The organism is Novosphingobium sediminicola (genome assembly GCF_014196525.1).
Taxonomy (GTDB): domain Bacteria; phylum Pseudomonadota; class Alphaproteobacteria; order Sphingomonadales; family Sphingomonadaceae; genus Novosphingobium; species Novosphingobium sediminicola.
Genome location: NZ_JACIDX010000006.1, coordinates 230,717 through 256,621, shown reverse-complemented (window position 1 = coordinate 256,621; position 25,905 = coordinate 230,717). Strand labels below are relative to the sequence as shown.

The window sequence follows — 25,905 nt, the reverse complement described above, 5'->3', positions numbered from 1 at the left end:
CGCTCAGAAGGTTTGAAAGCCTGCGGCGCCAAATTTCTGCGCCGCAGGTTTTCCAATTTCAAACATCGCGTCCGACACTCAACGCCGAACCAGAAACACAACGCAGACAGTAACGGGAGCGCGAGGGTCTAGACCCTCGCATTCAACCCTTACTTCCCAGCCGCCCGCGCCATCGCGCCCAATTCCACATTCCGGTCCCGCGCCGCCGTCAGCGTACCCAGCACCAGCGCGCCCAGCGCATCGCCCGCATCCAGCACCGACAGGCCCGCCAGCGTCGATCCGCCCGGCGAGGACACGCGCCGCGCCAGTTCCCCCGGCCCCACGTCGGAGCCAGAGGCCAAAGCCGCCGCCCCATCAACCGTTGCCAGCGCCAGACGCAGCGACTGTTCGGGATCGAGGCCCAAGGCGGCCCCGCCCTGCGCCAGCGCGTCGATAAAGCGATAGACATAAGCCGGACCGGAACCGGCCAGCGCCGTTACCGCATCAAACAGGCTCTCATCCACCCATTCGGGCGCGCCCAGCGGAGCCAGCCATGCCATCACGCATTCGCGCGCCTCATGATCCAGCCCCATCGCCGCCACGCCCATCGGCGATTTGCCCAGCGCCGCCGACAGGTTCGGCATCACCCGCACCAACCCACGCGCATCGGGAAAGCGCAGCGACAGGCTGGCCATTTCCACGCCTGCCAGCATGGACAGCACCACCGTATCGCGCCCGGCCAGCGCCGTCAGCGCGCCCGCCACGCCATCAAGCATCTGCGGCTTAACACCCAAGATCAGCAGGTCGAACACCCGCCCTTCCGGCAATTCACGCAGCAGCTCAACGCCCTCGGGCGCGGCTTCCAGAAACGGATCGTAAACGGTGAAACGCTCGGCCGCCACGCCGCCGCGCAGCCATCCGGCCAACATCGCCCCGCCCATATTGCCGCAGCCGATGAACAGCACGTTGGCAGGCCACATGATCACGCCTCCCCCGCCGCATCGACCAGCGCGCTGGCCAAAGCGTCCGCCGGGCTCTTGTCGCCCCACAGGATGAACTGGAACGCCGGATAGAACCGGTCGCATTCCTCAACCGCTACCTCGACCAGCATCTGCGCCTGAGACAGGCTGAGCAGCCCATCATCGCTGAGCAACAGGCCGTGACGATAGAGCAGCATCGTGTTGTTCGACCAGATGTCGAAATGGCCCAGCCAGAGCTGTTCGTTGATCAGGCCCAGCACCTCGAACATCGCGGGGCGCTTGTCATCAGGAACGCGGATGTCGGGCAGGCACAGCAATTGCAGGACATTGTCCTCGGCCCGCCAGACCGCGCGCAACTGATAGGTCGCCCAACTGCCCTGCACCTCGCCGGTGATTTCGTCATCGCTGACGAATTCGTAATGCCACCCGCGCGCTTCGAACAATTGTCCGAGCATCTCGACCGGCGCGCAATCGTCGTGCCGCCCCAAATCGCCCTCGCCAGTCCTCATCATGCTCATTCCAGTCTCAAGAACCCGATGCGGCGCGCCCCAGACCCAAGCATCAGACAAGGAGCGCGGGAGGCCTAGTGATACGCAGCTTGCATGGGGCACTCTTCACCCCAAGCACAAGCCGCCATTCGATCAAGCCCTGCGCATAACTCCATAAGCCTGTTCACAGCTTGTGGAAAAGACGCTTTCTTCGGCTCATTTTGAAACAATACAGTTCCGCTTTACAGAGAATCAACAACTTGGCCCGCAGGACTGATCCAGACGAAACTGCCGTCATGGCCCGCCTTATGTGCCTTTTCATTAAACGCTTTGGCCGCCGCTTCGGTTTCAAACGGGCCCACCAACACGCGGCCGGTGCGCCCCCAGTCCGAAATCGAGGGCTTCTGCCCCTTGAACAACTCAGCCTCGGCGCGCTGCAATTTGCGCCAGTCATAAAGAATGCGCTCATTATCGCGCCCGGCGGCGATCTGCACCCAGATGCGACTGGGGTGCTGTGGCGGCGCCATCTCCTTGACCTTTTCAGCCTTTTCGACCTTCTCCGCCTTGTCGGCCAGCTTCTTTTCCCTGGCTTTCTCCGCCGCCTTTTCCTTGGCGCTCAACACCACCGGGGCGGGCGTCGGCGTCGCCGTGGGGGTCGGCGCAGGGGCAGGCGCATTATGCGCAGGCTGGATCTTGCGAATGTCCACCGCGCCGCTGGCCGGGGTTGTCACGGTCGAGACCTTGCCGAAATCCTCGAACAATTCGGCAAAGCTGGGCTTCTTGCCCGGCGCAGACTTGGCCGCCACCTTGGCCACGGCCAGCTTGACGGGGGCAGGAGCTACAGGCTGCGCCTTGATCGGCGCGGGCGCGACAGGCTGGGCTTTGACCGGCTGAGGCCTGGTTTCGGCGACGACCACCGCCGGCCTTGGCGCAGGATCAAGATCGCCATCGACCGTTGCCACCTGCGGCGCGCGGGCGGCGCTGCGCGACAGGTCAAAGCTCGACACGGCCGCAGGCGTGCTGGCCAAAGTCGCCGCAGGCCGGGCTTCGACCACACGCGGCACCGGGCGCGGCACAGACGTGGCCGCCGCCAGCTCAACCGGCACGGCGGGCGCATCGACCCGCGAAGGCATCGGTTCGGGCGGCGCCGGCTCGCCGCGCGGCGGCAATTCCTCGCTCGCCCCGCGTCGGGCGGCCTTGGGCGCGACCTCGGCCTGCGCAAGTCGCGTACCCAAAGGCGCGCCTGCCGGCACCAGCCCCTGATCCACCGCGCCCTGCCCTGCAAAGCTGGGGCGCTTCAAATGCTGTCCGGCGATATAATCGGCGATACGGGCGTTTTCCTGCCCGATCTGCGAAGGCTGCGGGAAAAAGCCCAGATTGGCGGCCGCCGCCTGCTGCGCCGGGGTCAGCTTGCGCATATAGCGCAGATAGGGCGCCATCGCGCTGGCCATTTCGGGCGGCATGGTCGAATTGGTGATCGCCACCGCTTCTTCCTCGCGCCCCATGATCGCAAAGGCAAAGGCCCGGATGCGCCACGCCCCGCGATCCTGCTTTTGCAGCAAGGGCGCCAGCACGGTTTCCACCGCGCGCCGGTCGCCCATGATCGCCAGACTCAGCGCCAGACGCCGCGCCGCCTCATCCCCCGCGCCTGCGGCCAAAGCCTCGCGGTAATAGCGCTGCGCCGTCACATTGTCGGACACCAGATCATAGGCCAGCCCGCGATCGGCGATCTGCTCGCCGGTCAAAGTCCCCGCCTTGGCCGCATCCTCGAACAGACCCAGCGCGGTCACCGGGTCCTGCATCCGCATCCGCGCCGAGGCCAGACTGGCCATCACGCGCGGCTGATAGGGCTGCAACCGATCAGCGCGGCTGAGAAAACCGATGGCCGCCTGCGTATCGCCCAGCGCCAGCGCCGATTCGCCCGCCTGCAGCAAAGCCTCGATATCGCGCGGATTCCGCCCCAGCCGGGCCAGCGCCGCCGACATGGCGCGATTGGCGTCCATGCCCTCGCCCTGAACCACGGGGGTGCTTGTTGATGGGGTTTGCGCCCATGCGCCCGGCGCGGCCAGCGCCGAGGCCCCGGCCAGCAACACACAGGCCAATCCCGCCCGCAACTTTCGCGGCTCAGGCCAAACTGCGCTCATCTCGCCGCGCCCTATCCACCGGACAGACAAAGCCTGCCCGGTGCCTTTCATCACTGGTTGTTCTGACGCCCAAGGAAGCGCGGAATGTTGATCGAACCGCCTTCATCGCCGCCATCTTCATTGTCATCGCGGCGGCGGGCCGACAGATTGGCCATACGCTCGAACAAGGTCCCGGCCGAACGCGGCGCAGGGGTGGGTTCGGGCGCCTCGGGCACGATCTGACGGCGGCGCGCCACCGGCGCCTCGTCCTCATCGACCAGACGGCTTGCATCCAGCAGCAGTTCGTCGCGCTTGGGCGCAGCCGGAGCCTGACCCGGAACCTCTGCATTGCCCAGCGCGCCCAGATCAAGCGGTTCCTGCGACGGGGCAGACGCGAAGGGAACCGGCTCCTGAACCAGCGGGGCAAAGCTCACCGGATCGGCGGGTGCGGCCACCGGGGCGGGCGCAATCGGGGTGAACACGGCGGGCTGTGCCGGTGCGGCATAGGTTGCGGGCTGTGCCTGATGCACCGGCTGGGCCTGAACCGGAACGGCCTGCGTCGGGGCAAAGCCGGGGCGCGCCGGGCCGCGTGCGGCCTGAAGGCTGAACGGGCGCGAGGCTTCCTCGGCCTGAGTCGCGGTCTGTTCGATGCCGGTGGCCACCACCGAGACGCGGATCTTGCCCTGAAGATCAGGGTTGAACGCGCTGCCCCAGATGATGTTGGCATTGGGATCGACCAGCTCGCGAATGTGGTTCGCAGCCTCGTCCACTTCGAGCAGCTTCATGTCGTCGCCGCCGATGATCGAGATGATGACACCCTTGGCGCCCTGCATCGAAACGCCATCGAGCAGCGGGTTGGCGATCGCCTTTTCGGCGGCTTCCAGAGCGCGGTTCGGGCCTTCGCCCTCGCCCGTCCCCATCATCGCCTTGCCCATTTCGGCCATCACCGAACGCACGTCGGCAAAGTCGAGGTTGATCAGGCCCGGCATCACCATCAGGTCGGTGATCGAGCGCACACCCTGCTGCAACACTTCATCGGCCAGCTGGAACGCTTCCTTGAAGGTCGTCTCGGCCTTGGCCACCAGGAACAGGTTCTGGTTGGGGATGACGATCAGCGTATCGACATGTTTTTGCAGCTCTTCGATGCCGCTTTCGGCGCTGCGCATGCGGCGCGTGCCTTCAAACAGGAACGGCTTGGTCACCACGCCCACCGTCAGCACGCCCTTCTTGCGCGCCGCCTCGGCAATCACAGGGGCCGCCCCGGTGCCGGTGCCGCCGCCCATGCCGGCCGCGATGAACACCATATGCACGCCGTCCAGCAGACGGTCGATTTCAGCCAGCGTTTCCTCAGCCGCCGCGCGGCCCACCTCGGGGCGCGAACCGGCGCCAAGGCCCTGCGTGATGTCGGGGCCCAACTGGATACGATGCTCGGCGATGGAATTGTTCAACGCCTGGGCGTCGGTATTGGCCACCACGAAATCCACGCCTTCAATCTCGGCGCGGATCATGTTGGCGATGGCGTTGCCACCGGCGCCGCCCACCCCGATCACGGTGATCCGGGGACGCAGTTCCTCAACGGTGGCGGGGCCAATATTGATGCTCATTGCCTTCTCCTGCCGGGTGCATAATCCAATTTAAAGGATCGGCACCGTATCGAGCGAAATTGCACATATCCAAGCCGCGAAGCAAAGCGTTTGCGCCATTTGTCCACAGAACTGCGACGTTTTGCAGGCCTTCCCTATCAGAAATAGTCCCGCATCGCGTGGAAAAACCGGGTCAGCACGCCCAGACCCGCGCCCCCGCCCCGTCCCCCGCGCGCGGGGCCGATGGTGCGGATGTCCTGCGGATCGGATGCGGCATAGAGCGCAAGGCCCGCCAGCGTCGAAAAACCGGGCGTGGCATGGGCCTCGGGCAGGCCCTTGAGCAAGCCGTTGGTGGGCCGCCCGATACGCACCGGCCGCCCCAGCGCCCCTTGCGCAAAGTCGGCCAGCCCCGCCAGTTCGGCACCCCCGCCGGTAAAGACCACCTGCGCGCCCTTTACTCCGGAAAAGCCCATTTGTTTGAGGACTTTGGAAATCTCATCCATCAATGTTGAAAGCTGGGCGGTGATGATGCTGATGAGTTCGGCGCGCGGGATGCGGTTTTTCTCATCGGCATGACGCGCCAGTTGGCCGGTGAATTCCTCGCCCGGACCGTGAACGGGAATCATCTCTCGGTGGTCGGCCGGGCTGGCGATGGCCGAACCGTTGACGCATTTGAGGCGCTCGGCCTGGAACCGGCGGATGCCCAGCGCCCCGGCGATGGCATCGGTAATATCGCCCGAACCCATCGGAATCGTACGCAATTCCAGCAGCATCCCGGCAATATGCACCGAAACGGTCGTCACCTCGCCGCCAAATTCGACCAAAGCCACGCCCAGCTCGCGCTCTTCGGGCGACAGACAGGCCAGCGCGGTCGCCATCGGGCTGGCCACCACCGCCTCCACATCCAGATGCGCGTTCTGCACCGACTCGGTCAGATTGCGCACCGGCGCGCCATCGGCCAGCATCACATGAATATCCACGCCCAGACGCTCGGCATGCAGCCCCTTGGGGTTGGTCACGCCATGCGCCCCGTCCAGCGTGTAATGCGCCGGGCTGGCATGCAGCACCATCCGGCCCTCGGGCTGGATCACCTCGCGCGCGCCGATCAGCAACGACTGAATATCATCCGCCTCGATCCGCCGCCCGCCGATCTCATTTTCGACATGGGCGATCCTGCTGGCCAGCCCTGCGCCCGAACAGCCAACCCACACGCCCGAGACGCTGGTATTGGCCATTTTCTCGGCCCGCTCGATGGCGTCGCGCACGGCATAGGTGGCAGCAGGCATATCGACGACATAGCCGCGCTTCACCCCCTGCGCCGCGCGATGCGCGCTGCCCAGCACCATCAAATCGCCATTTTCCGCCCGGCCCGCGATCAGCGCCGAAATGCGGAAAGAGCCGATATTGACCGCGCCAAACACGCGGGCGATGCGCGGACCGGGCATCAGCGCTTCTCCCCGGTCTTGGCGTGTGGTTTGGCGGCAGTTTTGGCAGGCGTTTTGGCCGCTTCCTTGTGAACCACTTTCACCGGCTCTTTGTGCGCAAGCTTAGCGGCTTCCTTATGGACCGCTTCCTTATGGACCGCCCCCTTGATGATCGCTTTCACCGGGTCCTTATGCGCTTCCTTCGCCACAGGCTTGGCGGCGGGTTTAGCAGCAGGCTTGGCCACCTCCTTATGCGCCGTCGCAGGCTTGGCAGCCTCCTTGTGCAGCAAAGCCTTGGGCCCGGCTTTGGCCGCAGGCTTAGCGGTCGGCTTAGCCGCCGGTTTGACAGGCTCTTTCACAGGCTCTTTGGCGGCTTCCACCTTGGGCGCTTCGCTCTTGACCGCCACCGCCTTGGCCGCAACAGCCGCAGCAACGCTCACAGCCGCCGCCACCGGCGCGCTGCCCGTGGCCAGCGAAGCGCCCGGATTGGCCGGGTCCGCATCGCCGCGCATCCGCATATACATCCGGTCGCCCGTGCGCATGTCAAAGGCCAGCACGCGGCCCCCGATCAACTGGTTCGTGCCATCCATCCGCGCAAAGGCCTGAAGCGCCTTGGCCCCCGCCTCCACGCCCTCGGGCAGAGCCAGCGTCTGGCCGCTCTTGAAGGTCAGGTTCCAGCGGCGATGGCCGACCCATTCGGCCTCGGCCACCTGCCCGCGCAGCGCAGGCGCGGCCTCCAGCAGGCTTTCCAGCGCCGCCATCTGCCCCTCGGCCCCCGCGCCCGCCAGCACCAGCAGGCCGCCGATGCGGCCCTGGCTGATGCCCTGCAATTCATGGCCGGTGGCGTCGATCAGCACGAAACTGTCGCTGCCATCCTCATTATGCTGCTTGAGCACCGCCTGCGCCTTGCGCTCGGTAATGTCGACGATCAGCGTATCGGGCAATTGCCGCGAGATCCGCGCATCCTCGACCCAGCTCAGCGTCAGCAGATCCTGCCGGATGCCCTCAAGGTCGATCCGCGTCATCGACTGACGCCCCTGCGAGCCCAGCACGCGCTCGTAAACCTTCTGCTCGTTCAGCTTTTTGACGCCATGGATTTCCACCCGCCGCACCGCAAACCCGGCCTGCGTGGCCAGACTGGCCGCGCGCTGTTCGGCCAGCGAAGGCACCCCCGCCAGCCCCGCCACCACCCAGAGCAAGACCCCCGCCGCCGCCAGAATCAGCACAAGGAAGATCTTGTGAAGCTGCGCCTCGGAAATGGGCAGCATCGCCATCACCTGATCCATCAGCGATCCGGTGCGCGCGCGGGCGGCCTCCACCTTGCGGGCGGATTGGGCCTTGGCGGCCACCTTGCGGGCGCTGGAGCCGCCCCGGCGGATGGTCTGGCTCATGGCTTAAAGCTTTCCGGCGTCCTTCAGGGCTTCTTCGATAATCGCTTCCACCAAGGTTTCATAATCCATGCCCAGATAGCGCGCCTGTTCGGGCACGAGGGAGAGCGGCGTCATCCCCGGCTGGGTGTTGATTTCCAGCAGATAGAGGCCATCGAGCCCCTTCTCATCGTCCCAGCGGAAATCGCTTCGGCTGGTGCCCTTGCAGCCAAGGATCTGATGCGCGCGCAGCGCCAGTTCCTTGCACTTTTCCGCGATTTCATCGGGGATCTGCGCGGGGCAGACATGCTCGGTCAACCCATCGGTATATTTGGCGTCGAAATCATAAAAGCCGGTCTTGGGCTTCAACTCGGTCACGCACAGCGCCCGATCTCCCATCACAGCCGTCGTCAGCTCCAGCCCGCGAATGAAAGGCTCGGCCATCAGCTCGTCAAAATGCTGCCACGGGCCTTGCGCCTCGCGCGCAATCGGATTGCCGTAATTGCCGGTGCCGGTGACGATGGCCACGCCCACGCTGCTGCCCTCGGCGGCAGGTTTGAGCACATAGGGGCGCGGCAAAGGATCGGCCTCATGCAATTGCGCGGACTTCACAATCCGCCCGCCCGGCATCGGAATGCCATGCGGCACGAGGAACTGCTTGGTCAGTTCCTTATCAATCGCGATGGCCGAAGTGGTCAGGCCCGAATGCGTATAGGTCAGGCCCAGCAGGTCCATCATCCCCTGCACCGTGCCATCCTCGCCCGGCGTGCCGTGGAGAGCATTGAACACCACATCGGGCGCGGCGGCGGACAGAACCTGCGCCACATCGCGGCCCATATCCACCCGCGTCACGCGATGCCCGCGCGCCTCAAGCGCCTTGGCCACGCCCTCGCCGCTCATCAGCGAGACGGGGCGTTCCGACGACCAACCGCCCATCAGGACCGCGACATGAAGTTTTGGGATGCTCACTTTTCGTTACCCACTCGCTTGATTTCCCATTCCAGGCTCACGCCCGACTGTTCCTTGACCCGGCGGCGCACTTCCTCGCCCAGCGCTTCGATCTCCGCGCTGGTGGCCTCGCCGGTGTTGATAAGGAAATTGGTATGCTTTTCCGACACCTGCGCCCCGCCCAGCATCAGGCCCCGGCAACCGGCCTTGTCGACCAGTTCCCAAGCCCGCGCGCCGTCGGGGTTCTTGAACGTGCTGCCCCCGGTCTTGCTGCGCAGGGGTTGGCTGGCCTCACGCGATGCGCTGATGCGGTCCATCTCGGCCTGAATGGCCTGCGCCTCGCCCGGCACACCGCGAAACCGCGCCGCCACGACGATGCAGCCATCGACCAGATCGGAATGGCGATAAGTATAACCCAACTCGCTCAACGGCAGGGTCGCGATCTCGCCGCTGCGGATCACCACATCGCAGTCGACGAGGATATCCTTGACCTCGCGCCCATAGGCCCCGCCGTTCATGCGGACAAAGCCGCCCACCGTACCGGGGATGCTGCGCAGAAATTCAAGCCCCGCAATCCCGCAATCGCGCGCGGTGCTGGACACCAGAATGCCGCTGGCCCCGCCGCCGCATTCCAGCGTCAGCGGCGCAACCTCTGCTACCCGCGCAAAGGCCTTGCCCAGCCGGATCACCACGCCCGGCACCCCGCCATCGCGCACGATCAGGTTCGACCCCAGCCCCAGCGCCATCACCGGCACCGGCGGCGGCAATTGCTCAAGGAAAGCACAAAGATCAGCGGTATCCTTGGGCTCAAACAGCCATTCCGCAGATCCGCCGCTCTTGAACCACACCAACGGGGCCAGCGGCGCATTCGCCGTCAGCTTGCCGGAAACCTTGATCTGGCCGACCTCTGGAAACATCAACCCGCCTTTGCTTTAGCAATCGCATCGGCAAGGCCCGCCGCCCATTTGGTGATATCACCCGCGCCAAGGCACACGACCATATCGCCCGGCTGTACCTGCGCGGCCAGAGCCAGCGCCAGCGCATCGGCCCCGGCGATCAGATGCGCGCTGCGATGCCCGCGATCCTTGATGCCCGCGACCAGCGCGCCCGAATCGACGCCCTCAATCGGCTGTTCGCCCGCCGCATAGACCGGCGCAGCATAGACAATATCGGCATCGTTAAACGCGGCGGCGAAATCATCCATATGATCGCGCAGGCGCGTGAAGCGATGCGGCTGGACCACGGCGATCACGCGGTTCTGCACGCCCTCACGGGCGGCGGCCAGAACGGCGCGGATCTCGACCGGATGGTGGCCGTAATCGTCGATGATGGTGACGCCATCAACCTCGCCCACCTTGGTGAAGCGCCGCTTGACCCCGCCGAATTTGGCGAAACCGGTGCGGATGATCTCTTCCGACACGCCCATTTCCACCGCAACCGCCACAGCGGCCAGCGCGTTCTGGACATTGTGACGCCCCGGCATCGGCAATTCAATGCCCTCGATCCGGCGGAACGAACCATCGCGCTGGCGCAACACGGCGGTAAAGCGGTTGCCGCCCGGATAGGGGGTCACCGCCTCGCCGCGCACATCGGCTTGGGCCGAAAAACCATAGGTGATGACCCGGCGGTCACGCACCTTGGGGATGATCGCCTGCACCACCGGATGGTCGATGCACAGCACCGCCGCGCCATAAAAAGGCACGTTTTCAATAAATTCGACAAAGCTGCTCTTCACCTTGTCGAACGAGCCGTAATGGTCGAGATGCTCCGGGTCGATATTGGTCACCACCGCAATCGTGCCGTCCAGACGCAGGAACGAACCGTCGCTCTCGTCCGCCTCGACCACCATCCAGTCGCTCGCGCCCAGACGCGCGTTCGAGCCGTAGCTGTTGATGATCCCGCCATTGATGACCGTGGGGTCCACCCCGCCCGCATCGAGCAGCGCGGCCACCATCGAGGTCGTCGTCGTCTTGCCATGCGTGCCCGCAATCGCCACCGTGCTCTTCAAACGCATCAGTTCGGCCAGCATTTCGGCCCGACGCACCACCGGAATGCGCGCCTCAAGGGCCGCCACCACTTCCGGGTTCTCGCGCTTGACCGCCGTGGAGGTAACCACCACCGCCGCATCGCCGACGTTTTGCGCCGCATGGCCGATCATCACCTTGATGCCGCGCTTGCGCAATCCTTCGACCACATAGCTTTCGGCAATGTCCGAGCCCTGCACGCTATAGCCCAGATTGGCCATCACCTCGGCAATGCCCGACATGCCGATGCCGCCAATGCCGACAAAGTGGATCGTACCAATATCGGTGGCTACACCCTTCACGCAGTCTGCTCCTTAAAACTCACTTCGGTACCGTGGCCCACGCGGATCACATCCATCAAGGGCGCCTGCCCAAATCCTTCGACCAGATCGGCCAGATCGGTAGCGGCATGCGGCCGCCCGCAATTCCACGCCGCATGGGCGGCATTGGCCAGCGCCTCGGGGCTCTTGGCAATCGCCTGAATTTGCTTGGCCAATTCGACGGCGGTAAACTTCTCCTGCCGGATCGAACGCGCCCCGCCCGCGGCCACCATCTCGCGCGTGTTGGCGGCCTGATGGTCATCGGTGGCAATGGGCAGCGGGATCAGGATCGCCGGACGCCCCACCGCCGTCAGCTCGGCAATCGTGCTGGCCCCGGCGCGCCCGATAAACAGATGCGCATCGGCCAGACGCTCGGCCATATTCTCGAAATAGGTGGCAAGATCGGCGGGAATATCATGCCCGCGATAGCGCTCGCGCACCGCGTCAATATCCTCAGGCCGACATTGCTGGATCACCTGAAGCCGCGTGCGCAGCGCGGTCGGCAGCATCGCCAGACCATCGGGCACCACCTCTGACAGCACCCGCGCGCCCTGCGACCCGCCCGTCACCAACACGCGCAGCAACCCATCCTCGCCAAAAGCCGGGAAAGGCTGATCGCGCAACTCCAGCACTTCCTCACGCACCGGATTGCCCACCAGCGCCACCTTGTCGGCATATTTCTCGTCCAGCCGGTCCACTTCAGGGCAAGCCGTGGCAATCGCCTGAACCCGGCCCGCAAGGAAGCGGTTGACCCGCCCCAGCACCGCATTCTGTTCGTGGATCACCGCCGGAATGCCCGCCGACGTGGAAGCAAGCAGCGCGGGCAGCGCCGGATAGCCGCCAAAGCCGATCACGCAGGCGGGCGCAAAGCTGTCAAACAGACGCAGCGCCATCGCCCGCCCGGCCCAGATCGCGCGCAGGCCCTTGATCCAGGCGATCGGGTTCTTGCCCTGCAGCCGCCCGGCGGGCAGGACATGGGCGGTCAGATAATCGGGCTTGCCGGGGATCGTCGCCCCGCGCTCATCGGTAATCAGCGCCACATGATGGCCGCGCGCGTGCAATTCGGCCGCCAGCGCAAAGGCCGGGATCAAATGCCCCCCGGTTCCCCCGGCGGCCAGCACATAGTGACGCGAAACTCTCGGTTCGTTCTGATGGGTCATTTAAACAGGCTCAGGATCGCAGGATGCCCTTTAGGAGCAAAGGGATCGCGTTTCAGATAGGGGTTGCGCCGCGTAATGGCCAGCAGGAAGCCGACATTAAGACACAGCGCCAGCGTCGAGGACCCGCCATAGGAGATCAGCGGCAGGGTCATCCCCTTGGACGGGAAAAGCTGCAGATTGACGAGGATGTTGATGAAAGCCTGCCCGCCCAATTGCGCGACAAGCCCGCTTGCCGCCAGCACAGTGAACAGATCCTCTTCATCCCACAGCCGCAGCAACACCCGCGCCACCACCGCGAAATATAGCACCACCACCAGCGCGCACATAAGCAGCCCGAACTCCTCGCCGATGACCGAGAAAATATAGTCGGTATGCGCCTCGGGCAGGCCCAGCTTCTTGGTGCCCAGCCACAATCCGCTGCCCGTCCATCCGCCCGCCACCAGCGTATGGCGCGCAAGGTCCACCTGGTCAAAGGCCGTACCGCCGCCAAGGAAGGCGTCGATGCGATGGCGTCCGTTCTCGTAAAACGCATAGGCCGCGCCCAGCAAGGCCACGCCCCCGCCGATCACCCCCAGCACCCAGCGCACCGGCAGGCCCGCGATCAGCATCATCACAAACCACACCGCGCCAAACAGCACCGCCGATCCGAAATCGGGCTGAAGCATCAACAGCGCGCCCACCAGCCCCATGATCCCGGTACAGATCAGCATCACCGGCATACGCGGATCGCGCAGCTTCCACGAGATCACCCATGCCAGCGTGATCGCAAAGGCGGGTTTGAGAAATTCGGAAGGCTGCAACGAAATGCCCAGATTGAGCCAGCGTTTCGCACCATTCACGCTCGTGCCCACAATCGGCACCAGCATCAGCCCCACCATCATCGCCACGCCCAGCACGATGCCGCAGCGCCGCGCCATTTCGCGGTTCAACCGCGATGCGCCCAGCATCGCCACCAGCCCCAGCAATTGCCAGCGGATATGCTGAACAAAGAAGTGGAGATCATCCAGCTTGACCTTGGCCGTCGACAGGCGCCGCGCGCTGGCGGGACTTGCCGCCGCCACCGCCAGCGTGCCCAGCGCCATCAGCGCCAGCACCAGCACCAGCAGCACCCGGTCGATCTCGCGCCACCATACGATCCAGTCGGTGCGCCGCGTCTTGCGCTGTTTGGCCCCGCCCCGTGAACCGGGGACATAGCGGGCCGGATCTTCATGGGGCAGGCTGGCCATCAACCGTCTCCATTTTCAGGGGCCGTCAACACCTCGACAATCTGGCGAAAGGCCTCGCCGCGCGCCTCATAGTCGCGGAACTGATCGAAACTGGCGCAGGCAGGCGAGAGCAGCACAATATCGCCCGGCGCGGCGGCCTCACGGGCCAGCCGGATCGCCTCGCACATCATCTCGGCGCGGGCCACGGGCATATAGGGGTCGAGGATCTCGGCAAAGCGCGCGCCCGCATCGCCTATCGTATAGGCCGCGGCGACATTGCCGAACCACGGCGCGCATTCGTCCAGATCGTCGCCCTTGGGCAATCCGCCGCAGATCCAGTGGATGCGCTTATGCCCATCGGCGGGCGGGAAAGCGGCCAGCGCGGGCGCGGTCGAGGCCGGGTTGGTCGCCTTGGAATCGTTGATGAACAGCACGCCGCCCGCCTGCCCCACCCGCTCCATGCGGTGCGGCAGGCCGACAAAGCTCTTCAGCCCCGCCTCGATGGTGGCGTCATCCACGCCCAGCGCGCGCACGGCGGCCACGGCGGCCTGCGCATTGGCGCGGTTATGCGGGCCCTGCAGGCTTGGCCAGTCGGCCTGTTGGCCCGGCAGATCCACCCCGTCGATAAATTGGAAAGGCTGACCCTCGGGCGCGAAACGCAGGATGTCATCCTCCATCTCGGCGGCATAATCGATGATCGCCAGATGGCCCATCGCCTGCATCCCGAACAGCCGCGCCTTGGAGGCGACATAGCCGGCATAGCCCTCATAGCGATCGAGATGGTCGGGCGAGAGGTTCAGACACATGGCCACCTCGCAATCGAGGCTCTGCGTCAGGTCGATCTGATAGGAGGACAGTTCGAGCACATAGACCCCGCCAGACGGCAAGGGTTCCTGCCCCAGAATCGGCAGGCCGATATTGCCCCCCATCAACACCGGCACGCCCGCCACTTCAAACAGATGGCGCGTGAGAGCCGTGGTGGTCGATTTGCCGTTGGTGCCGGTGATGCCCACCACCTTATGCGCGGGCAGCCATGCGCGGCATTGCGCAAACAATTCGATGTCGCAGACCAGCGGCGCACCGCCCGCCCGCGCCGCATCGGCAATCGGATGACGGTTGATCGGCACGCCGGGCGAAACGACCACGCCGTCATAGCCCTTCAGATCGGCCGCGACCGGATCGGCAAAACTCAACCGCCCCTGCTCCACGGCATCGGGATGGGCGGCGGCGGCGGCCGCGCGCGGCTCCTCCTTGGCGTCCCACGCCATCACGGCGGCCCCGCCCGCCAGCAGCGAGGCCAAAGCCGCCTGCCCGCTGCGCGCCAGACCCAGCAAGGCATAGCGTTTGCCCGCAAAGGCCCCGGTCGAGGCGGGCGCGGTAATCATCGCACCTTCAGCGTCGAAAGGCCGATCAGCGCCAGCACGATCGACACGATCCAGAAGCGGATCACCACGGTAGGCTCGGCCCAGCCCTTTTGTTCAAAGTGATGGTGGATCGGCGCCATGCGGAACACGCGGCGCCCGGTGCGCTTATACCAGAACACCTGAACGATGACCGAGACCGCCTCCAGCACGAAGAGCCCGCCCACGATGCCCAGCACGATCTCATGATGGCTGGCCACGGCAATCGCGCCCAGCGCGCCGCCCAGAGCCAGCGAGCCGGTATCGCCCATAAACACAGCCGCAGGCGGCGCATTGAACCACAGAAAGGCCAGACCGCCCCCCATGATCGCCGCACAGAAAATCGCCAGATCGCCCGCGCGCGGCACATGGGGAATGCCCAGATATCCGGCATAGTCCACACGGCCCACCAGATAGGCGATGATCGCAAAGGTGCCCGCAGCGATGATGACCGGCATCGTGGCCAGCCCGTCCAGCCCGTCGGTCAGGTTCACCGCATTGCCCGCGCCCACGATGACAAAGGCGGAAAACAGGAAATAGATCGGCCCCAGCGGCACATAGACCTTGCTGAAGAAAGGCAGATAGAGGTCGGTCTTGCCGATATGGGCGACCATGATCCAGCTGGCCACGCCCGCCACCAGAAACTCGCCGATCAGCCGCGCCTTGCTCGACACGCCTGCGGTCGAACGCTTCTTGACCTTGTCATAATCGTCAAGGAAACCGATCAGGCCAAAGCCCGCCGTCACCGCGATACAGGCCCAGACCAGCGGATTGGACAGATCCATCCACAGGAACACCGAGCCCATCAGCGCGATCAGGATCATCAGCCCGCCCATCGTGGGCGTGCCGCGCTTGGCCAGATGGGTCTTGGGCCCGTCCTCCCGGATCGGCTGCCCCTTGCCCTGCTTCATGCGCAGCATGTCGATAAAGCGCGGCCCGATCACCAGACCAATCAGCAGCGCCGTGGCCAGAGCCGCGCCCGCGCGAAAGGTCTGATAGCGGATAAGGTTGGCCAGACCGGGAAAATGAAACCATTGGGCAAGCAGATAGAGCATGGCGACCCGTCAATTCGTGGTTTGGCAGAGCGTGGCGACCAGCGACCCCAGCCCCACCGAGTTTGATCCTTTGACAAGCACCGCATCGCCCTGCGCCAACCCATAGTCGGCCAGGGCCTTGCCAGCCTCTTGCGCGTTCCTGCAATGGGCGAAGGGGATGGGCTTGCCAAGCGCGTCGGGGCCGGATTTCCCCAGTTCCTGCGCCAAAGCGGCCATTTCATCGCCCACCAGCACCGCATAATCGACTTTGGCCGCCACCATCGGTTCGACCAGCGCGGCATGAAGCGCCGGGCCGAAATCGCCCAGTTCCTTCATCGCGCCCAGCACCGCGATCCGCCGCTTGGCCGGTTCGCCCCCCAGCACCGAGAGCGAGGCGCGCATCGAGGCCGGATTGGCATTATAGCTTTCATCGATCAGCAGTGCCTTGCCGCCATCGGCCAGTTCGATCCCGCTGCGCAGACCGCGCCCGGCCATCCCCTGCATCTCGGCCAGAGCCAGCCCGGTCGCGCCCAGATCGCCGCCCACCGCGCGCACCGCCGCCACCACGGCCAGCGAGTTCATCACCCAATGGTCGCCCGGCACCGAGACCGAATAGCACAGCCGCGAATCGCCCAGATCCACCGTCACCAGCGTGCCGCCCAACATGCCCGACAAGGCATCGAGCAGGCGGATGTCGGAATGCGGCGCCCGGCCATAGGACATGACCTCGGCCCCGCAGGCGATGGCCGCCGCGCGCAGGCGTTCGTAATGGGGAATATCGGCCGGGATGATCGCAATCCCGCCCTCATGCCCTTCAAAACCCTGCAGGCCTTCAAAGATCTCGGCCTTGGCGTCGGCAATCGCCTCCTCGCTGCCCAGATTTTCGATATGGGCGGGCGCGATCGTGGTGATCAACGCAACATGCGGCCGGGCCAGAGCGGTCAGATCGCGGATCTCGCCCGCATGGTTCATGCCCATTTCGAAAATGCCGTACAGCGTGCGCTGCGGCATCCGCGTCATGCTCAAAGGCACGCCGACATGATTGTTATAGCTTTTGACGCTACGATGGGCGCGGCCATGGCTGGATCGTTCCAGCGCGGCAAAGATCGCCTCTTTCACGCTGGTCTTGCCCACCGAACCCGTCACGCCGATCACGCGCGCCTCGGGCAGGATGCGACCCCGCGCCGCCCGCGCCAAAGCCTGAAGCGCGGCAAAGCTGTCCTTGACCAGCACATGGGGCCGGTCAATCGGCTGCTCCACCACAGCCGCCACCGCGCCCAGCTCGAAAGCCTTGTCGAGGAACTTGTGGCCGTCCATCGCTTCGCCGCGCATGGCAAAGAACAGGCCGCCTTCCACGATTTCGCGCGAATCGGTGGCGACATTGGAAATCTGCGCCTCGCCAAAGGCCTCGCCGCCCGTGGCCGCCGCCACCTCGGCCAGAGTCCACAGCGCCAAAGGCTGTCCGTCCTCTGCCGTCACCGGCCATTCCCGCAGTTTCGCTTTTGCCGCCATTACACTTTCTCCCCGGCCGCTTCACGCGCCACGGTCACATCATCAAAAGGCAGGACACGCGCATCAGGCCCGCGCCCGATGATCTGTCCCTGCTCATGCCCTTTGCCCGCGATGAGCAGGATGTCATCCCTTTTCGCCCGGGCTGTCCCCTGAAAAATCGCCTCGCGCCGGTCGCCGATCTCGATCAGGCGCTGCGGCGCCCCCGCGATCACGGCCTTGCGGATGGCCGCCGGGTCCTCGCCGCGCGGGTTGTCGTCGGTAACGATGGCGATGTCGGCCTGCTCGCCCACGATGGTTCCCATCGGTGCGCGCTTGCCCGCATCGCGGTCTCCCCCGGCGCCGAACACCACGATCAGCCGCCCCTTTGTATGCGGACGCAGCGCGGCAATCGCGGCCTCCAGCGCATCGGGCGTATGGGCATAATCGACATAGGCCGGCGCGCCCGCCGCATTGATCGCCGCACGCTCCAGCCGCCCGCGCACCGGGGCCAGACGGCCCAGCGCATCAAACACCTGCGCCGCGTTCAACCCGCTGGCCAAAGCCAGTCCCGCCGCCACCAGCGCGTTGGCCGCCTGATAGGCCCCGATCAGCGGCAGGTTGATCCGCCGCTCGACGCCCTCATGCACAATCGTCAACACCTGCCCTAAAGGCCCCGGTTCGCGGCGGATCAGGCGGATCGCCTCCCCGTCCTCGCCCACCGTGATCAAACGCAGGCCGCGCGCGCGGACATGGGCGATGGCCTGCTCGCTCCACGCATCATCGGCCCAGACCACCGCCGATCCGCCATCGACCACCACCTCGTCAAACAGGCGCATCTTGGCGGCGAAATAATCCTCCATCGTCGCGTGATAATCGAGATGGTCGCGGCTCAGGTTGGTGAAGGCCCCCGCGATCACGCGCGGCCCCTCGCTGCGATATTGCGACAGACCGTGGCTCGACGCCTCATAGGCGACATGACTGACGCCCTCACGCGCCAATCCCGCCAGATTGGCCAAAAAGGTCACAATGTCGGGCGTGGTCAGACCGGTATAGGTCGTCTCATCCGCCGTGGTGATGCCCAGCGTGCCGATGCTGGCCGCGCTGTGTCCGGCCATGCGCCAGATCTGGCGCAGCATTTCGACCGTGCTGGTCTTGCCGTTGGTGCCGGTCACGGCCACCAGCGTTTCGGGCAAAGGCGCATAGAAAGGCGCGGCCAAACGCGCAAAGGCCCGGCGCGGATTCTCATCCACCAGCGCCAACGCGCCCGCCGCCTCGATCGCCCCGCGCGCCTGCGGCCGGGCCACCACGGCCACCGCGCCTGCACGCACCGCCTGCGCGATAAAATCCTCGCCATTGACGGTGGCGCCAACAAATGCGCCGAACACATTGCCCGGCGCAACCTTGCGATTATCAATGGCAAACCCGGTGACATCAACGTCACCCACAGCGTTCCCGGCACCAACGCCAAAGCCGGTGACGTCTATGTCACCGGCTTCCACCTTGTTTCCACCTAGGATCAGGTCGGTTAATCTCATTCGCCGTCTCCATTGGCGATCAGCGGGGCAATGTCGCTGATATCAATGTCGCGCGTGGCATCGGGCATCACGCCCAGCAAGGGGCCAATGCGCGGAATCACCCGGCCCACGATGGGCGCTGCATTCCATGCGGCGGTTCGTTGAAAACTGGTGGCGGCGTTCGCCTTGGGCTGGTCCAGCGTGGCGATCACGACATAGCGCGGACGGTCCATCGGAAAGGCGGCGGCAAAGGTGGCCACCACGCGGTCGCGGTGATAGCCCTGCGCGTCGGCCACTTCGGCGGTGCCGGTCTTGCCGCCCACGCGGTAACCCACAGCGTTCGCGCTGCGCCCGGTGCCCACGTCCACGATCGAGCGCAGCAATTGGCGCATCCGCGCGCTGGTCGAGGCCTGCCATACGCGGCGACCGGCCGGGGCCTGACCGGAGGCGATCTTTTGCAGCGTGGCCGGGCGCCAGATCCCGCCATTGACCATGGCCGAATAGGCGCTGGCCAGATGCAGCGGGGTGATCGAGAAACCATGGCCATAGGAGGCCGTCACCGTGGTCACGCGCGACCACACGCCGTTGCGGTCGCCGCGCGGCCAGGTCGGACGGCCGCGCGCGGGCAGCTCGATATAGGGCCGTTCGGAAAAGCCCAGCGCCTTGAGCGTGGTCTGCATCCTTTGCGCGCCCAACTGGTCGCCCACCTGCGCCAGCACGATATTGCTCGAATGGATCAGCGCCTCGATGATATTCAGGCTGGCGCCGTAATTTTCGTGGTCATGCACAGTGATCCCGGCGATTTCCAGCGGATGGTCCGCCGGATAGCGCCGCGCCAGATTGGTGATGATGCCCGCATCAATCGCGCTGGCCACGGTGATCGGCTTCATCACGCTGCCCAGCTCATAGGTCTGGTTGGTGGCGCGGTTGAAGATATTGGCCTGCTTGGTTGGATCGCTGTCGGAAATATCCTGCGGGCGCAAGGCGTTGGGGTTAAAGCTGGGCAGCGAGGCCAGCGCCATCACTTCGCCCGTGTCCACATCCATCACGATGCCCGCCGCGCCCTTGGCCTGCGCGCGGGTCATACCCCACATCAATTCATCCTCCAGCGCGCCCTGAACCCGCGCGTCGATGGAGAGGACGGCGGGCGCACCGCGCGTCGCCGGATCGGTCAACTGCTTTTGGAAAACCGCCTCCATGCCGACCTGACCCAGCCCCTTGCTGTCGACATAGCCCAGAATATGGGCCGCCATCGTGCCTTGGGGATAGTAACGCTCGGCCTCACGCGGGAATTCCAGCGCCGGTTCGCCCAGCGCGTGGATCTTGTTCGCCTCTTCAGGCAGGATGCGGCGGCGCAGATAACCCGCCTTGCCCGAGGCGAGGCGCCGGGTCAGTTCCTCGGCATCCTCATCGGGAAAAATCCTGACCAGCGCGGCGGCCAGATCGGCGGGCGAACGCACCAGCGGCGATCCCTCGCCCATCGCATGAGGATTGAACCAAAGCGCATAGGCCGGAAAGGCGCGCGCCAGCGGCACGCCGTTGCGATCAAGAATATCGCCCCGGTCGGGCAGGCCCGCCATCGCCTCGCCGCCCGGACGCCCCGGATCGGACAGGCCCAGATGCGCAATGCGCAGCAACGCCAGCAGCAGCAGCATGGCAAAGCCCACCAGCACCCAGAGCGCGCGAAACCGCGCCTGTGCCAGCGCCAGCGCGCGCACATTCTTGAGCACGCGGGCCTTTTCCGGGCCCTGCCCTTGCAAAGTGACGCCTTTATCCGCCATGCCCGCTGCCGCCAGTATACTCATTCACGATGCCCCGCATTTTGCCCCGCCCGCCCGGAAAAGCGAGCCAGATGCTCGGAGATATCCTCGGATTTCTTGGCCTTCTTCGCGGCCGGTTCCGGCTTGGCGCCCATGCCCAGCGCGGCGAAGGGCGAAGAGGGCTTGGCCTCGACTGCCATCATCGTGCGCACCGAGGCATTGACCGCATCAGCCGAAGCCACGCGGATCGGATCGGGCGCATCGGGCGAACGCGGCTTGCCAAGGGCGGCCAACTGGCGCTCGCTTTCCAGATATTGCCCGACGGTGGGCGCGCTGTAGCCAAAGTCGACATCGTTGAAGGCTTTAAGCTGCTGCTGGCTGGCGCGCGTCTCGAACTCGGTTTCCAGGAACAGCTTTTCCTGCTTCAACTGCGTGATCTGTCGCTCGGCCAAACGCACCTGACTCTTCACCGCATTGACGCGGAACGTCAGCGCCAGCGTCAGGGCAAGGCAAATCACCAGGGTCATGCCCCAGCCGATCGTGTGCATGCGATCACGGGTCAGATTCACGGGCGCCTCCGGGAGCCAGCAGGTCGAGCGGAAACATCGGTGCGCGTGGCAAAGCGCAAAGTGGCCGAACGCGCGCGGGGGTTGCGGTTCAACTCCACCTCGCCCGCGCGAATGGCTTTGGAAATATGGCTGTAGACAGCCGGAGCCGCGCTTGCGGCGACCGGCATATAGCGCGATGTGGCGCTGGCCACGCCGCTGGCATCCTTGAAGAACTGCTTGACGATGCGGTCCTCAAGGCTGTGAAAACTGACGATGGCCAGACGCCCGCCGGGACCCAGCAGGCTCTCGGCTGTGGCCAGCAAAGCCTCCAGCTCGCCCAGCTCATCGTTCACATGGATGCGGATCGCCTGAAAGCTGCGCGTGGCCGGGTCTTTGGGCGCGCCCTGCTTATAGCCCAGCGCGCGGCGCACGACATTGGCCAGTTGCCCGGTGGTTTCCAGCGGGCGCGCGGCAACGATGGCGCGGGCGATGCGGCGCGACTGGCGCTCCTCGGCGTAATTGTAGAGGACGTTGGCGATGTCCTCCTCGGCCGCCTCATTGCAGAAATCGGCCGCGCTCGGCCCTTCCTGCGACATGCGCATGTCGAGCGGGCCATCGCTGGAAAAGGCAAAGCCGCGGCCCTGCTGGTCCAACTGCATCGAGGACACGCCGATGTCGGCCACCAGACCGTCAATCGCGCTCACGCCCGCCTCGGCCAAGGCATCGCCCACCTCGGAAAAGCGGCGCGGATGCAGGATCAGGCGGTCATAGCCCGCGCCCCATTCGCGCGCGGCGGCAATTGCATCGGGGTCGCGATCAAACGCATGGACCGTGGCCCCCGCCGCCAACAGCGCGCGCGTATAGCCGCCCGCGCCCAGCGTGGCATCGACGATGACCTTGCCCGAAAAATCAAGCAAGCCTGCCGGATCAAGCGCGCCGATGACTTCGTCGAGCAGCACCGGAATATGCGGGGCGTCATGCGGGATCGCAGCCAAAAGACTCATTTGCGCGCCCTCCCGCCCGCTGCGGCCAGATAGCTCTCGCAGCTTGCCTTGGGGCCGATCCATTCATCGCCCGCCATCGCCATCAGCACTTCGGGCGACCACAGCGTGAAATAATCCATCGTGCCGTGGATATAGAGCCCGTCCGTGATCGTGGCCTGCGCCCGCATATGCGCGGGCAGGATGAAGCGGCCCGAATTGTCAAAGGCCACGCGCGTCAGATTGCCAAAGACCAACGCATCGCGCGCCCGGGTAGAAGGGCGACCGGCGGCCACATCGGCGGCATGCTTCACACGGATTTCCTCGGCAAGCTGGTTTCGATAGGACGTGCCGCAGGCAAACAGACAGGGCCATTCTTCATGGCGGGCCACCAGCATCTCGTTGATGTTGTCGCTGGCCTCGGCCACGATCTTGCGGATGTCGGCAGGCAGGACGAAGCGCTCCTTGTCGCCCTTCGGCGAGAAGCCCTGCCCCATATAAATGACCGGGAAACCAGTCACCCCACCCACTACCTTTGCGAAGAAAGCCCCACCGAATTGAGCAAAGCTTCGCCGATTGCCGCAGCGCCATGGCCACGCCAAACCCCCACAAAAGGACGGCTGAAACTCTACCCGATGATCATGTTCTATCGCGGAGTTTGCGGGCGGGAAAGGGACTTTGCGGGAAAATCTGCCACTTTGTGGAAAAGAATGAAATTTACCTTATTTTTCAGGTTTATATCTCGTTACACCCGGCGGCAATTTATTACCAAATCATTACCAAACCACGCCTGAGAGCACGTCAATTCCGTAATTTCCCGAGGTTAGCCACGGGTGGAAAACGGCCCTTCCCGCCGATTCCCGCTTAGAGAGATTCGCAAATCCCGCGTGATTCCCGTTATTTTGCCCGAATGTTGCGCCGGGGCGCCGCCCGGTGGCGCATTTTCCCGCCCATGGCAGGCCTTGCCGCAGGTGGCACAGTTTCCCGCCGGTGGCAGGTTTTCCCCAAAGTGGCAGGTTTTCCCGCGCCGATCAGCGTACGCGGAAAAGAACGCCGATCAATGCGGCGCGGCGGGCGTCACGCGGGGCGATGCGCCCGCCTGCACCTTGCCCGCATCGGGCGAAGGAATGACGCCGATATCGGCCAGAGGATCGCTGCTGCCCCCGGCACTGGTGCTGGCCTGCGCGCTGGCGGCGGCGGCATCGTTGCGCCGCGCATTGTCCATGATGATATTGGCCAACCCCACCAGCAGCAGCATCAACGACAGGCCGAACAGGCCTACCTGCAAACGCTGCACCATTTGCGCGCGAATTTCGCGCGGGGTGCGCTCAAATTCCGAGGTCGCCGGATCGCTGGGGCTGGAAGTCTCCGTCATCGCGCGGATCTTACTCCATCACGCCAGCCAAGGAAAGACCGGCAGCCCCTTCGCCTCAAGCCATGCCTTGTTATACAGGGTGGAGAGATAGCGCAGCCCGGTGTCGCACAGGATCGTGGCCACGCGCGCATCCTTCTTGCCCTGCGCCACCAGCTTGCGCCCCAGCGCCACCGCGCCCGCGACATTGATCCCGCTCGACAGACCCAGCGCCAGACCCTCTTCGGCCAGCAGACGGCGGACCCATTCGAGGCCCTCCTCGTCCGACATACGGAATTGCGTGTCGATCGGCGCACCGTCCAGATTGGCGGTGATCCGCCCCTGCCCGATGCCCTCGGCCACACTCGACCCTTCGGCCTTCAACTCGCCATGGGCGTAATAATTGTAGAGCGCCGCGCCATAGGGATCGGTCAGCGCGATGGTGATACCTTCATCAAACGCCTTCAGCCCCAACCCCACGCCCGCCAGCGTCCCGCCCGTACCCGCAGCGCAGGTAAAGCCGTCAAGCCGCCCATCCATCTGCGCCCAGATTTCGGGCGCGGTCGATTCGATATGGGCCTTGCGGTTGGCGGTATTGTCGAACTGGTTGGCCCAGATCGCGCCCTCGGTTTCCTCGGCCAGACGGCGCGAAGTATGCACGAAATGCCCCGGATTGCTGAAAGGCGCCGCCGGCACCAGCACCAGCTCGGCCTGCAGCGCGCGCAGCGTGTCCATCTTCTCGCGGCTCTGGGTTTCGGGCATGACGATGATCGTCTTATAGCCCAACGCATTGGCCACCAGCGCAATGCCGATGCCCGTATTGCCCGCCGTGCCCTCGACAATCGTGCCGCCCGGCTTGAGCGCACCCGAGCGTTCCGCATCGCGGATGATCCACAAGGCGGCGCGATCCTTCACGCTCTGCCCCGGATTGGCAAATTCGCACTTGCCCCAGATCTCGCAACCTGCCGCCTCGCTTGGCCCTTTCAACAGGACCATCGGGGTGTTGCCAATCAGATCGAGGGTGTTTTGATAAACGGGCGCTTTCGTCATGGCGCCCTAGGTAGGGGGGCCTTGGCCAACGCGCAATGCATTTGCGCAAGGCACCCCTAAAGTCAGGCTTTTAGTCCGCCTCGGCAATCGTCACGCGCATACCGTCGATGGCGTCGGTCACGGGCAACTGGCACGACAGGCGCGAATTGCCGTCACGGTGGTCGCTGCTGTCAAGCAGATCGTCTTCGTCGGCGCTGATCGCAGGCAGCTTGTCGGCAAAGGCCGGGTCGATATGCACATGGCACGTCGCGCAAGAGCAGCAGCCCCCGCACAGCGCCAGCAGATCGTCAAAACCCGCGTCACGAATCACTTCCATCACCGTGCGGCCGGTCTGGGCCTCAACTTCCTTTTCTTCACCCGCACTATTGACGATCACCAGCTTCGGCATATCAAATCCCTCTGTATGAAGCGCAGTTGTATAAAGCGCGGCGCAACATGCGCTTGGGCAAGGCTGCTATCGGCAAGCCGCCGGTTTTGCAACTGGCCGAATTGCGCAAAAATTTGTCATTTCCATTCATGAAACGGGCGCAAATGGGACTTTCGGCAGAAGCGATTGAAAAGGGGCTGAATGCCATTGCGCAAACCACGCCCGGCATTGCCGATGCGCTGGGCCGGGTGGGATTGCCCGAACCGCGCATCCGCGCGCGCGGCCATGCCACCATGCTGCGCACCATCGTGGGGCAACAGGTTTCGGTCGCCGCCGCCTCGTCCATGTGGGCCAAAATGGTGGGCGTTGTGGGCGAGGAGGCCGACCCCGCCGCGCTGCTGGCCGCCGATTTCGACACTTTGCGCGCCTGCGGCCTCTCGCGCCAGAAACAAGGCTATGCGCGATCCCTGTGCGAAATGGTGCTGGCGGGCGAGCTCGATTTCACCGCCCTGCCCGCCGACGACGAGGAAGCCATCGCCCTCCTCACCCGCATCAAGGGCATCGGGCGCTGGTCGGCCGAAATCTATCTGCTGTTTGCCGAAGGGCGGCCCGACATCTGGCCCGCCGGCGACCTTGCCGTGCAGATCGGGCTGGGCAAATTGCTGGGATTGCCGGAGCGGCCCAGCGAGAAGCAGACGCGGGTCTTGGCGGAAGAATGGCGGCCCCATCGCGGAGCGGCGGCGATCTTTACGTGGCATTGCTATAATAATGCGGCGTTGTGAGGGGGTTTTAAGAAGGGAAGTTTAGAT

At 65.0% G+C, this 25,905-nt stretch carries 23 protein-coding genes; 1 reads left to right on the top strand and 22 read right to left on the bottom strand.

The window, feature by feature from the left end:
• Positions 1–149 precede the first annotated feature (149 nt).
• The 22 genes from GGR38_RS09805 to GGR38_RS09700 all read right to left on the bottom strand — a co-directional run bounded on the left by GGR38_RS09805 (position 150) and on the right by GGR38_RS09700 (position 25,117).
• A complete protein-coding gene (locus GGR38_RS09805; protein ID WP_183624973.1) occupies positions 150–959 on the bottom strand; it encodes a pyrroline-5-carboxylate reductase family protein in 810 nt (269 codons plus the stop codon).
• A gap of 2 nt (positions 960–961) precedes the next feature.
• Positions 962–1,468, bottom strand: coding sequence for a type III secretion system chaperone family protein (locus tag GGR38_RS09800; protein WP_371815625.1), 507 nt, complete (start codon positions 1,466–1,468; stop codon positions 962–964).
• 221 nt (positions 1,469–1,689) lie between these two features.
• The gene (locus GGR38_RS09795; RefSeq protein WP_183624971.1) at positions 1,690–3,591 is read right to left on the bottom strand and encodes an SPOR domain-containing protein; all 1,902 of its coding nucleotides are present in this window, start codon (positions 3,589–3,591) and stop codon (positions 1,690–1,692) included.
• Positions 3,592–3,641: 50 nt separating this feature from the next.
• Positions 3,642–5,174: a cell division protein FtsZ gene (ftsZ, locus tag GGR38_RS09790; RefSeq protein WP_183624969.1), complete on the bottom strand. Its 1,533-nt coding sequence runs from the start codon at positions 5,172–5,174 to the stop codon at positions 3,642–3,644.
• Positions 5,175–5,311: 137 nt separating this feature from the next.
• Positions 5,312–6,598, bottom strand: coding sequence for a cell division protein FtsA (ftsA, locus tag GGR38_RS09785; RefSeq protein ID WP_183624967.1), 1,287 nt, complete (start codon positions 6,596–6,598; stop codon positions 5,312–5,314).
• Positions 6,598–7,968, bottom strand: a complete 1,371-nt coding sequence (locus GGR38_RS24410; RefSeq protein ID WP_281379388.1) for a cell division protein FtsQ/DivIB — start codon at positions 7,966–7,968, stop codon at positions 6,598–6,600. Before GGR38_RS24410 ends, ftsA begins: the two co-directional genes overlap by 1 nt.
• A 3-nt stretch (positions 7,969–7,971) precedes the next feature.
• A complete protein-coding gene (locus GGR38_RS09775; RefSeq protein WP_183624965.1) occupies positions 7,972–8,913 on the bottom strand; it encodes a D-alanine--D-alanine ligase in 942 nt (313 codons plus the stop codon).
• Complete coding sequence (murB, locus tag GGR38_RS09770) at positions 8,910–9,809, bottom strand: UDP-N-acetylmuramate dehydrogenase (protein ID WP_183624963.1); 900 nt, start codon at positions 9,807–9,809, stop codon at positions 8,910–8,912. The genes GGR38_RS09775 and murB overlap by 4 nt, the downstream gene beginning before the upstream one ends.
• On the bottom strand, positions 9,809–11,218 hold the full coding sequence (gene murC, locus GGR38_RS09765; RefSeq protein ID WP_183624961.1) for a UDP-N-acetylmuramate--L-alanine ligase: 1,410 nt from the start codon (positions 11,216–11,218) through the stop codon (positions 9,809–9,811). Before murC ends, murB begins: the two co-directional genes overlap by 1 nt.
• Entirely contained in the window at positions 11,215–12,396 is a 1,182-nt protein-coding gene (gene murG, locus GGR38_RS09760; protein ID WP_183624960.1) for an undecaprenyldiphospho-muramoylpentapeptide beta-N-acetylglucosaminyltransferase, read from the bottom strand. The genes murC and murG overlap by 4 nt, the downstream gene beginning before the upstream one ends.
• Positions 12,393–13,622 carry an FtsW/RodA/SpoVE family cell cycle protein gene (locus GGR38_RS09755; protein ID WP_183624958.1) on the bottom strand — a complete coding sequence of 410 codons (1,230 nt, stop codon included), beginning with the start codon at positions 13,620–13,622 and terminating at the stop codon, positions 12,393–12,395. The genes murG and GGR38_RS09755 overlap by 4 nt, the downstream gene beginning before the upstream one ends.
• A complete protein-coding gene (gene murD / locus GGR38_RS09750; protein ID WP_183624956.1) occupies positions 13,622–14,986 on the bottom strand; it encodes a UDP-N-acetylmuramoyl-L-alanine--D-glutamate ligase in 1,365 nt (454 codons plus the stop codon). The genes GGR38_RS09755 and murD overlap by 1 nt, the downstream gene beginning before the upstream one ends.
• The gene (gene mraY, locus GGR38_RS09745; protein WP_168602256.1) at positions 14,983–16,056 is read right to left on the bottom strand and encodes a phospho-N-acetylmuramoyl-pentapeptide-transferase; all 1,074 of its coding nucleotides are present in this window, start codon (positions 16,054–16,056) and stop codon (positions 14,983–14,985) included. Before mraY ends, murD begins: the two co-directional genes overlap by 4 nt.
• A 9-nt stretch (positions 16,057–16,065) precedes the next feature.
• Positions 16,066–17,547: a UDP-N-acetylmuramoyl-tripeptide--D-alanyl-D-alanine ligase gene (locus GGR38_RS09740; RefSeq protein ID WP_183624954.1), complete on the bottom strand. Its 1,482-nt coding sequence runs from the start codon at positions 17,545–17,547 to the stop codon at positions 16,066–16,068.
• Entirely contained in the window at positions 17,547–19,061 is a 1,515-nt protein-coding gene (locus tag GGR38_RS09735) for a UDP-N-acetylmuramoyl-L-alanyl-D-glutamate--2,6-diaminopimelate ligase (protein ID WP_183624952.1), read from the bottom strand. Before GGR38_RS09735 ends, GGR38_RS09740 begins: the two co-directional genes overlap by 1 nt.
• A complete protein-coding gene (locus GGR38_RS09730; RefSeq protein ID WP_183625048.1) occupies positions 19,058–20,821 on the bottom strand; it encodes a peptidoglycan D,D-transpeptidase FtsI family protein in 1,764 nt (587 codons plus the stop codon). Before GGR38_RS09730 ends, GGR38_RS09735 begins: the two co-directional genes overlap by 4 nt.
• A gap of 20 nt (positions 20,822–20,841) precedes the next feature.
• Positions 20,842–21,369 carry a hypothetical protein gene (locus GGR38_RS09725; protein WP_183624950.1) on the bottom strand — a complete coding sequence of 176 codons (528 nt, stop codon included), beginning with the start codon at positions 21,367–21,369 and terminating at the stop codon, positions 20,842–20,844.
• Complete coding sequence (gene rsmH / locus GGR38_RS09720; protein ID WP_183624948.1) at positions 21,366–22,352, bottom strand: 16S rRNA (cytosine(1402)-N(4))-methyltransferase RsmH; 987 nt, start codon at positions 22,350–22,352, stop codon at positions 21,366–21,368. Before rsmH ends, GGR38_RS09725 begins: the two co-directional genes overlap by 4 nt.
• Positions 22,349–22,849, bottom strand: coding sequence for a division/cell wall cluster transcriptional repressor MraZ (locus GGR38_RS24405; RefSeq protein ID WP_183624946.1), 501 nt, complete (start codon positions 22,847–22,849; stop codon positions 22,349–22,351). The genes rsmH and GGR38_RS24405 overlap by 4 nt, the downstream gene beginning before the upstream one ends.
• A 536-nt stretch (positions 22,850–23,385) precedes the next feature.
• Positions 23,386–23,703, bottom strand: coding sequence for a hypothetical protein (locus GGR38_RS09710; RefSeq protein WP_183624944.1), 318 nt, complete (start codon positions 23,701–23,703; stop codon positions 23,386–23,388).
• Positions 23,704–23,721: 18 nt separating this feature from the next.
• Positions 23,722–24,729, bottom strand: a complete 1,008-nt coding sequence (locus tag GGR38_RS09705) for a cysteine synthase A (RefSeq protein WP_183624942.1) — start codon at positions 24,727–24,729, stop codon at positions 23,722–23,724.
• Positions 24,730–24,799: 70 nt separating this feature from the next.
• Positions 24,800–25,117 (bottom strand): 2Fe-2S iron-sulfur cluster-binding protein, encoded by a 318-nt coding sequence (locus GGR38_RS09700; RefSeq protein WP_172339069.1) that lies wholly within the window; start codon positions 25,115–25,117, stop codon positions 24,800–24,802.
• Positions 25,118–25,260: 143 nt separating this feature from the next.
• Between GGR38_RS09700 and GGR38_RS09695 the strand changes: the two genes are divergently transcribed.
• Positions 25,261–25,878: a DNA-3-methyladenine glycosylase family protein gene (locus tag GGR38_RS09695; RefSeq protein WP_183624940.1), complete on the top strand. Its 618-nt coding sequence runs from the start codon at positions 25,261–25,263 to the stop codon at positions 25,876–25,878.
• The last annotated feature ends 27 nt before the right edge of the window (positions 25,879–25,905 follow it).

Bases quoted from the DNA above. Each gene is read 5' to 3' on its own strand.
- murD (WP_183624956.1), bottom strand. From the start codon at position 14,986: ATGATTACCGCGCCCGCCTCGACCGGGGCCTTTGCGGGCAAACGCTAT.
- GGR38_RS09800 (WP_371815625.1), bottom strand. From the start codon at position 1,468: ATGAGGACTGGCGAGGGCGATTTGGGGCGGCACGACGATTGCGCGCCG.
- GGR38_RS09705 (WP_183624942.1), bottom strand. From the start codon at position 24,729: ATGACGAAAGCGCCCGTTTATCAAAACACCCTCGATCTGATTGGCAAC.
- GGR38_RS09805 (WP_183624973.1), bottom strand. From the start codon at position 959: ATGTGGCCTGCCAACGTGCTGTTCATCGGCTGCGGCAATATGGGCGGG.
- GGR38_RS09710 (WP_183624944.1), bottom strand. From the start codon at position 23,703: ATGACGGAGACTTCCAGCCCCAGCGATCCGGCGACCTCGGAATTTGAG.
- ftsA (WP_183624967.1), bottom strand. From the start codon at position 6,598: ATGCCCGGTCCGCGCATCGCCCGCGTGTTTGGCGCGGTCAATATCGGC.
- murG (WP_183624960.1), bottom strand. From the start codon at position 12,396: ATGACCCATCAGAACGAACCGAGAGTTTCGCGTCACTATGTGCTGGCC.
- GGR38_RS09730 (WP_183625048.1), bottom strand. From the start codon at position 20,821: ATGGCGGATAAAGGCGTCACTTTGCAAGGGCAGGGCCCGGAAAAGGCC.
- GGR38_RS09695 (WP_183624940.1), top strand. From the start codon at position 25,261: ATGGGACTTTCGGCAGAAGCGATTGAAAAGGGGCTGAATGCCATTGCG.
- murB (WP_183624963.1), bottom strand. From the start codon at position 9,809: ATGTTTCCAGAGGTCGGCCAGATCAAGGTTTCCGGCAAGCTGACGGCG.
- mraY (WP_168602256.1), bottom strand. From the start codon at position 16,056: ATGCTCTATCTGCTTGCCCAATGGTTTCATTTTCCCGGTCTGGCCAAC.
- ftsZ (WP_183624969.1), bottom strand. From the start codon at position 5,174: ATGAGCATCAATATTGGCCCCGCCACCGTTGAGGAACTGCGTCCCCGG.
- GGR38_RS09700 (WP_172339069.1), bottom strand. From the start codon at position 25,117: ATGCCGAAGCTGGTGATCGTCAATAGTGCGGGTGAAGAAAAGGAAGTT.
- GGR38_RS09735 (WP_183624952.1), bottom strand. From the start codon at position 19,061: ATGAGATTAACCGACCTGATCCTAGGTGGAAACAAGGTGGAAGCCGGT.
- GGR38_RS24410 (WP_281379388.1), bottom strand. From the start codon at position 7,968: ATGAGCCAGACCATCCGCCGGGGCGGCTCCAGCGCCCGCAAGGTGGCC.
- rsmH (WP_183624948.1), bottom strand. From the start codon at position 22,352: ATGAGTCTTTTGGCTGCGATCCCGCATGACGCCCCGCATATTCCGGTG.
- GGR38_RS09740 (WP_183624954.1), bottom strand. From the start codon at position 17,547: ATGGCGGCAAAAGCGAAACTGCGGGAATGGCCGGTGACGGCAGAGGAC.
- GGR38_RS09795 (WP_183624971.1), bottom strand. From the start codon at position 3,591: ATGAGCGCAGTTTGGCCTGAGCCGCGAAAGTTGCGGGCGGGATTGGCC.
- GGR38_RS09755 (WP_183624958.1), bottom strand. From the start codon at position 13,622: ATGGCCAGCCTGCCCCATGAAGATCCGGCCCGCTATGTCCCCGGTTCA.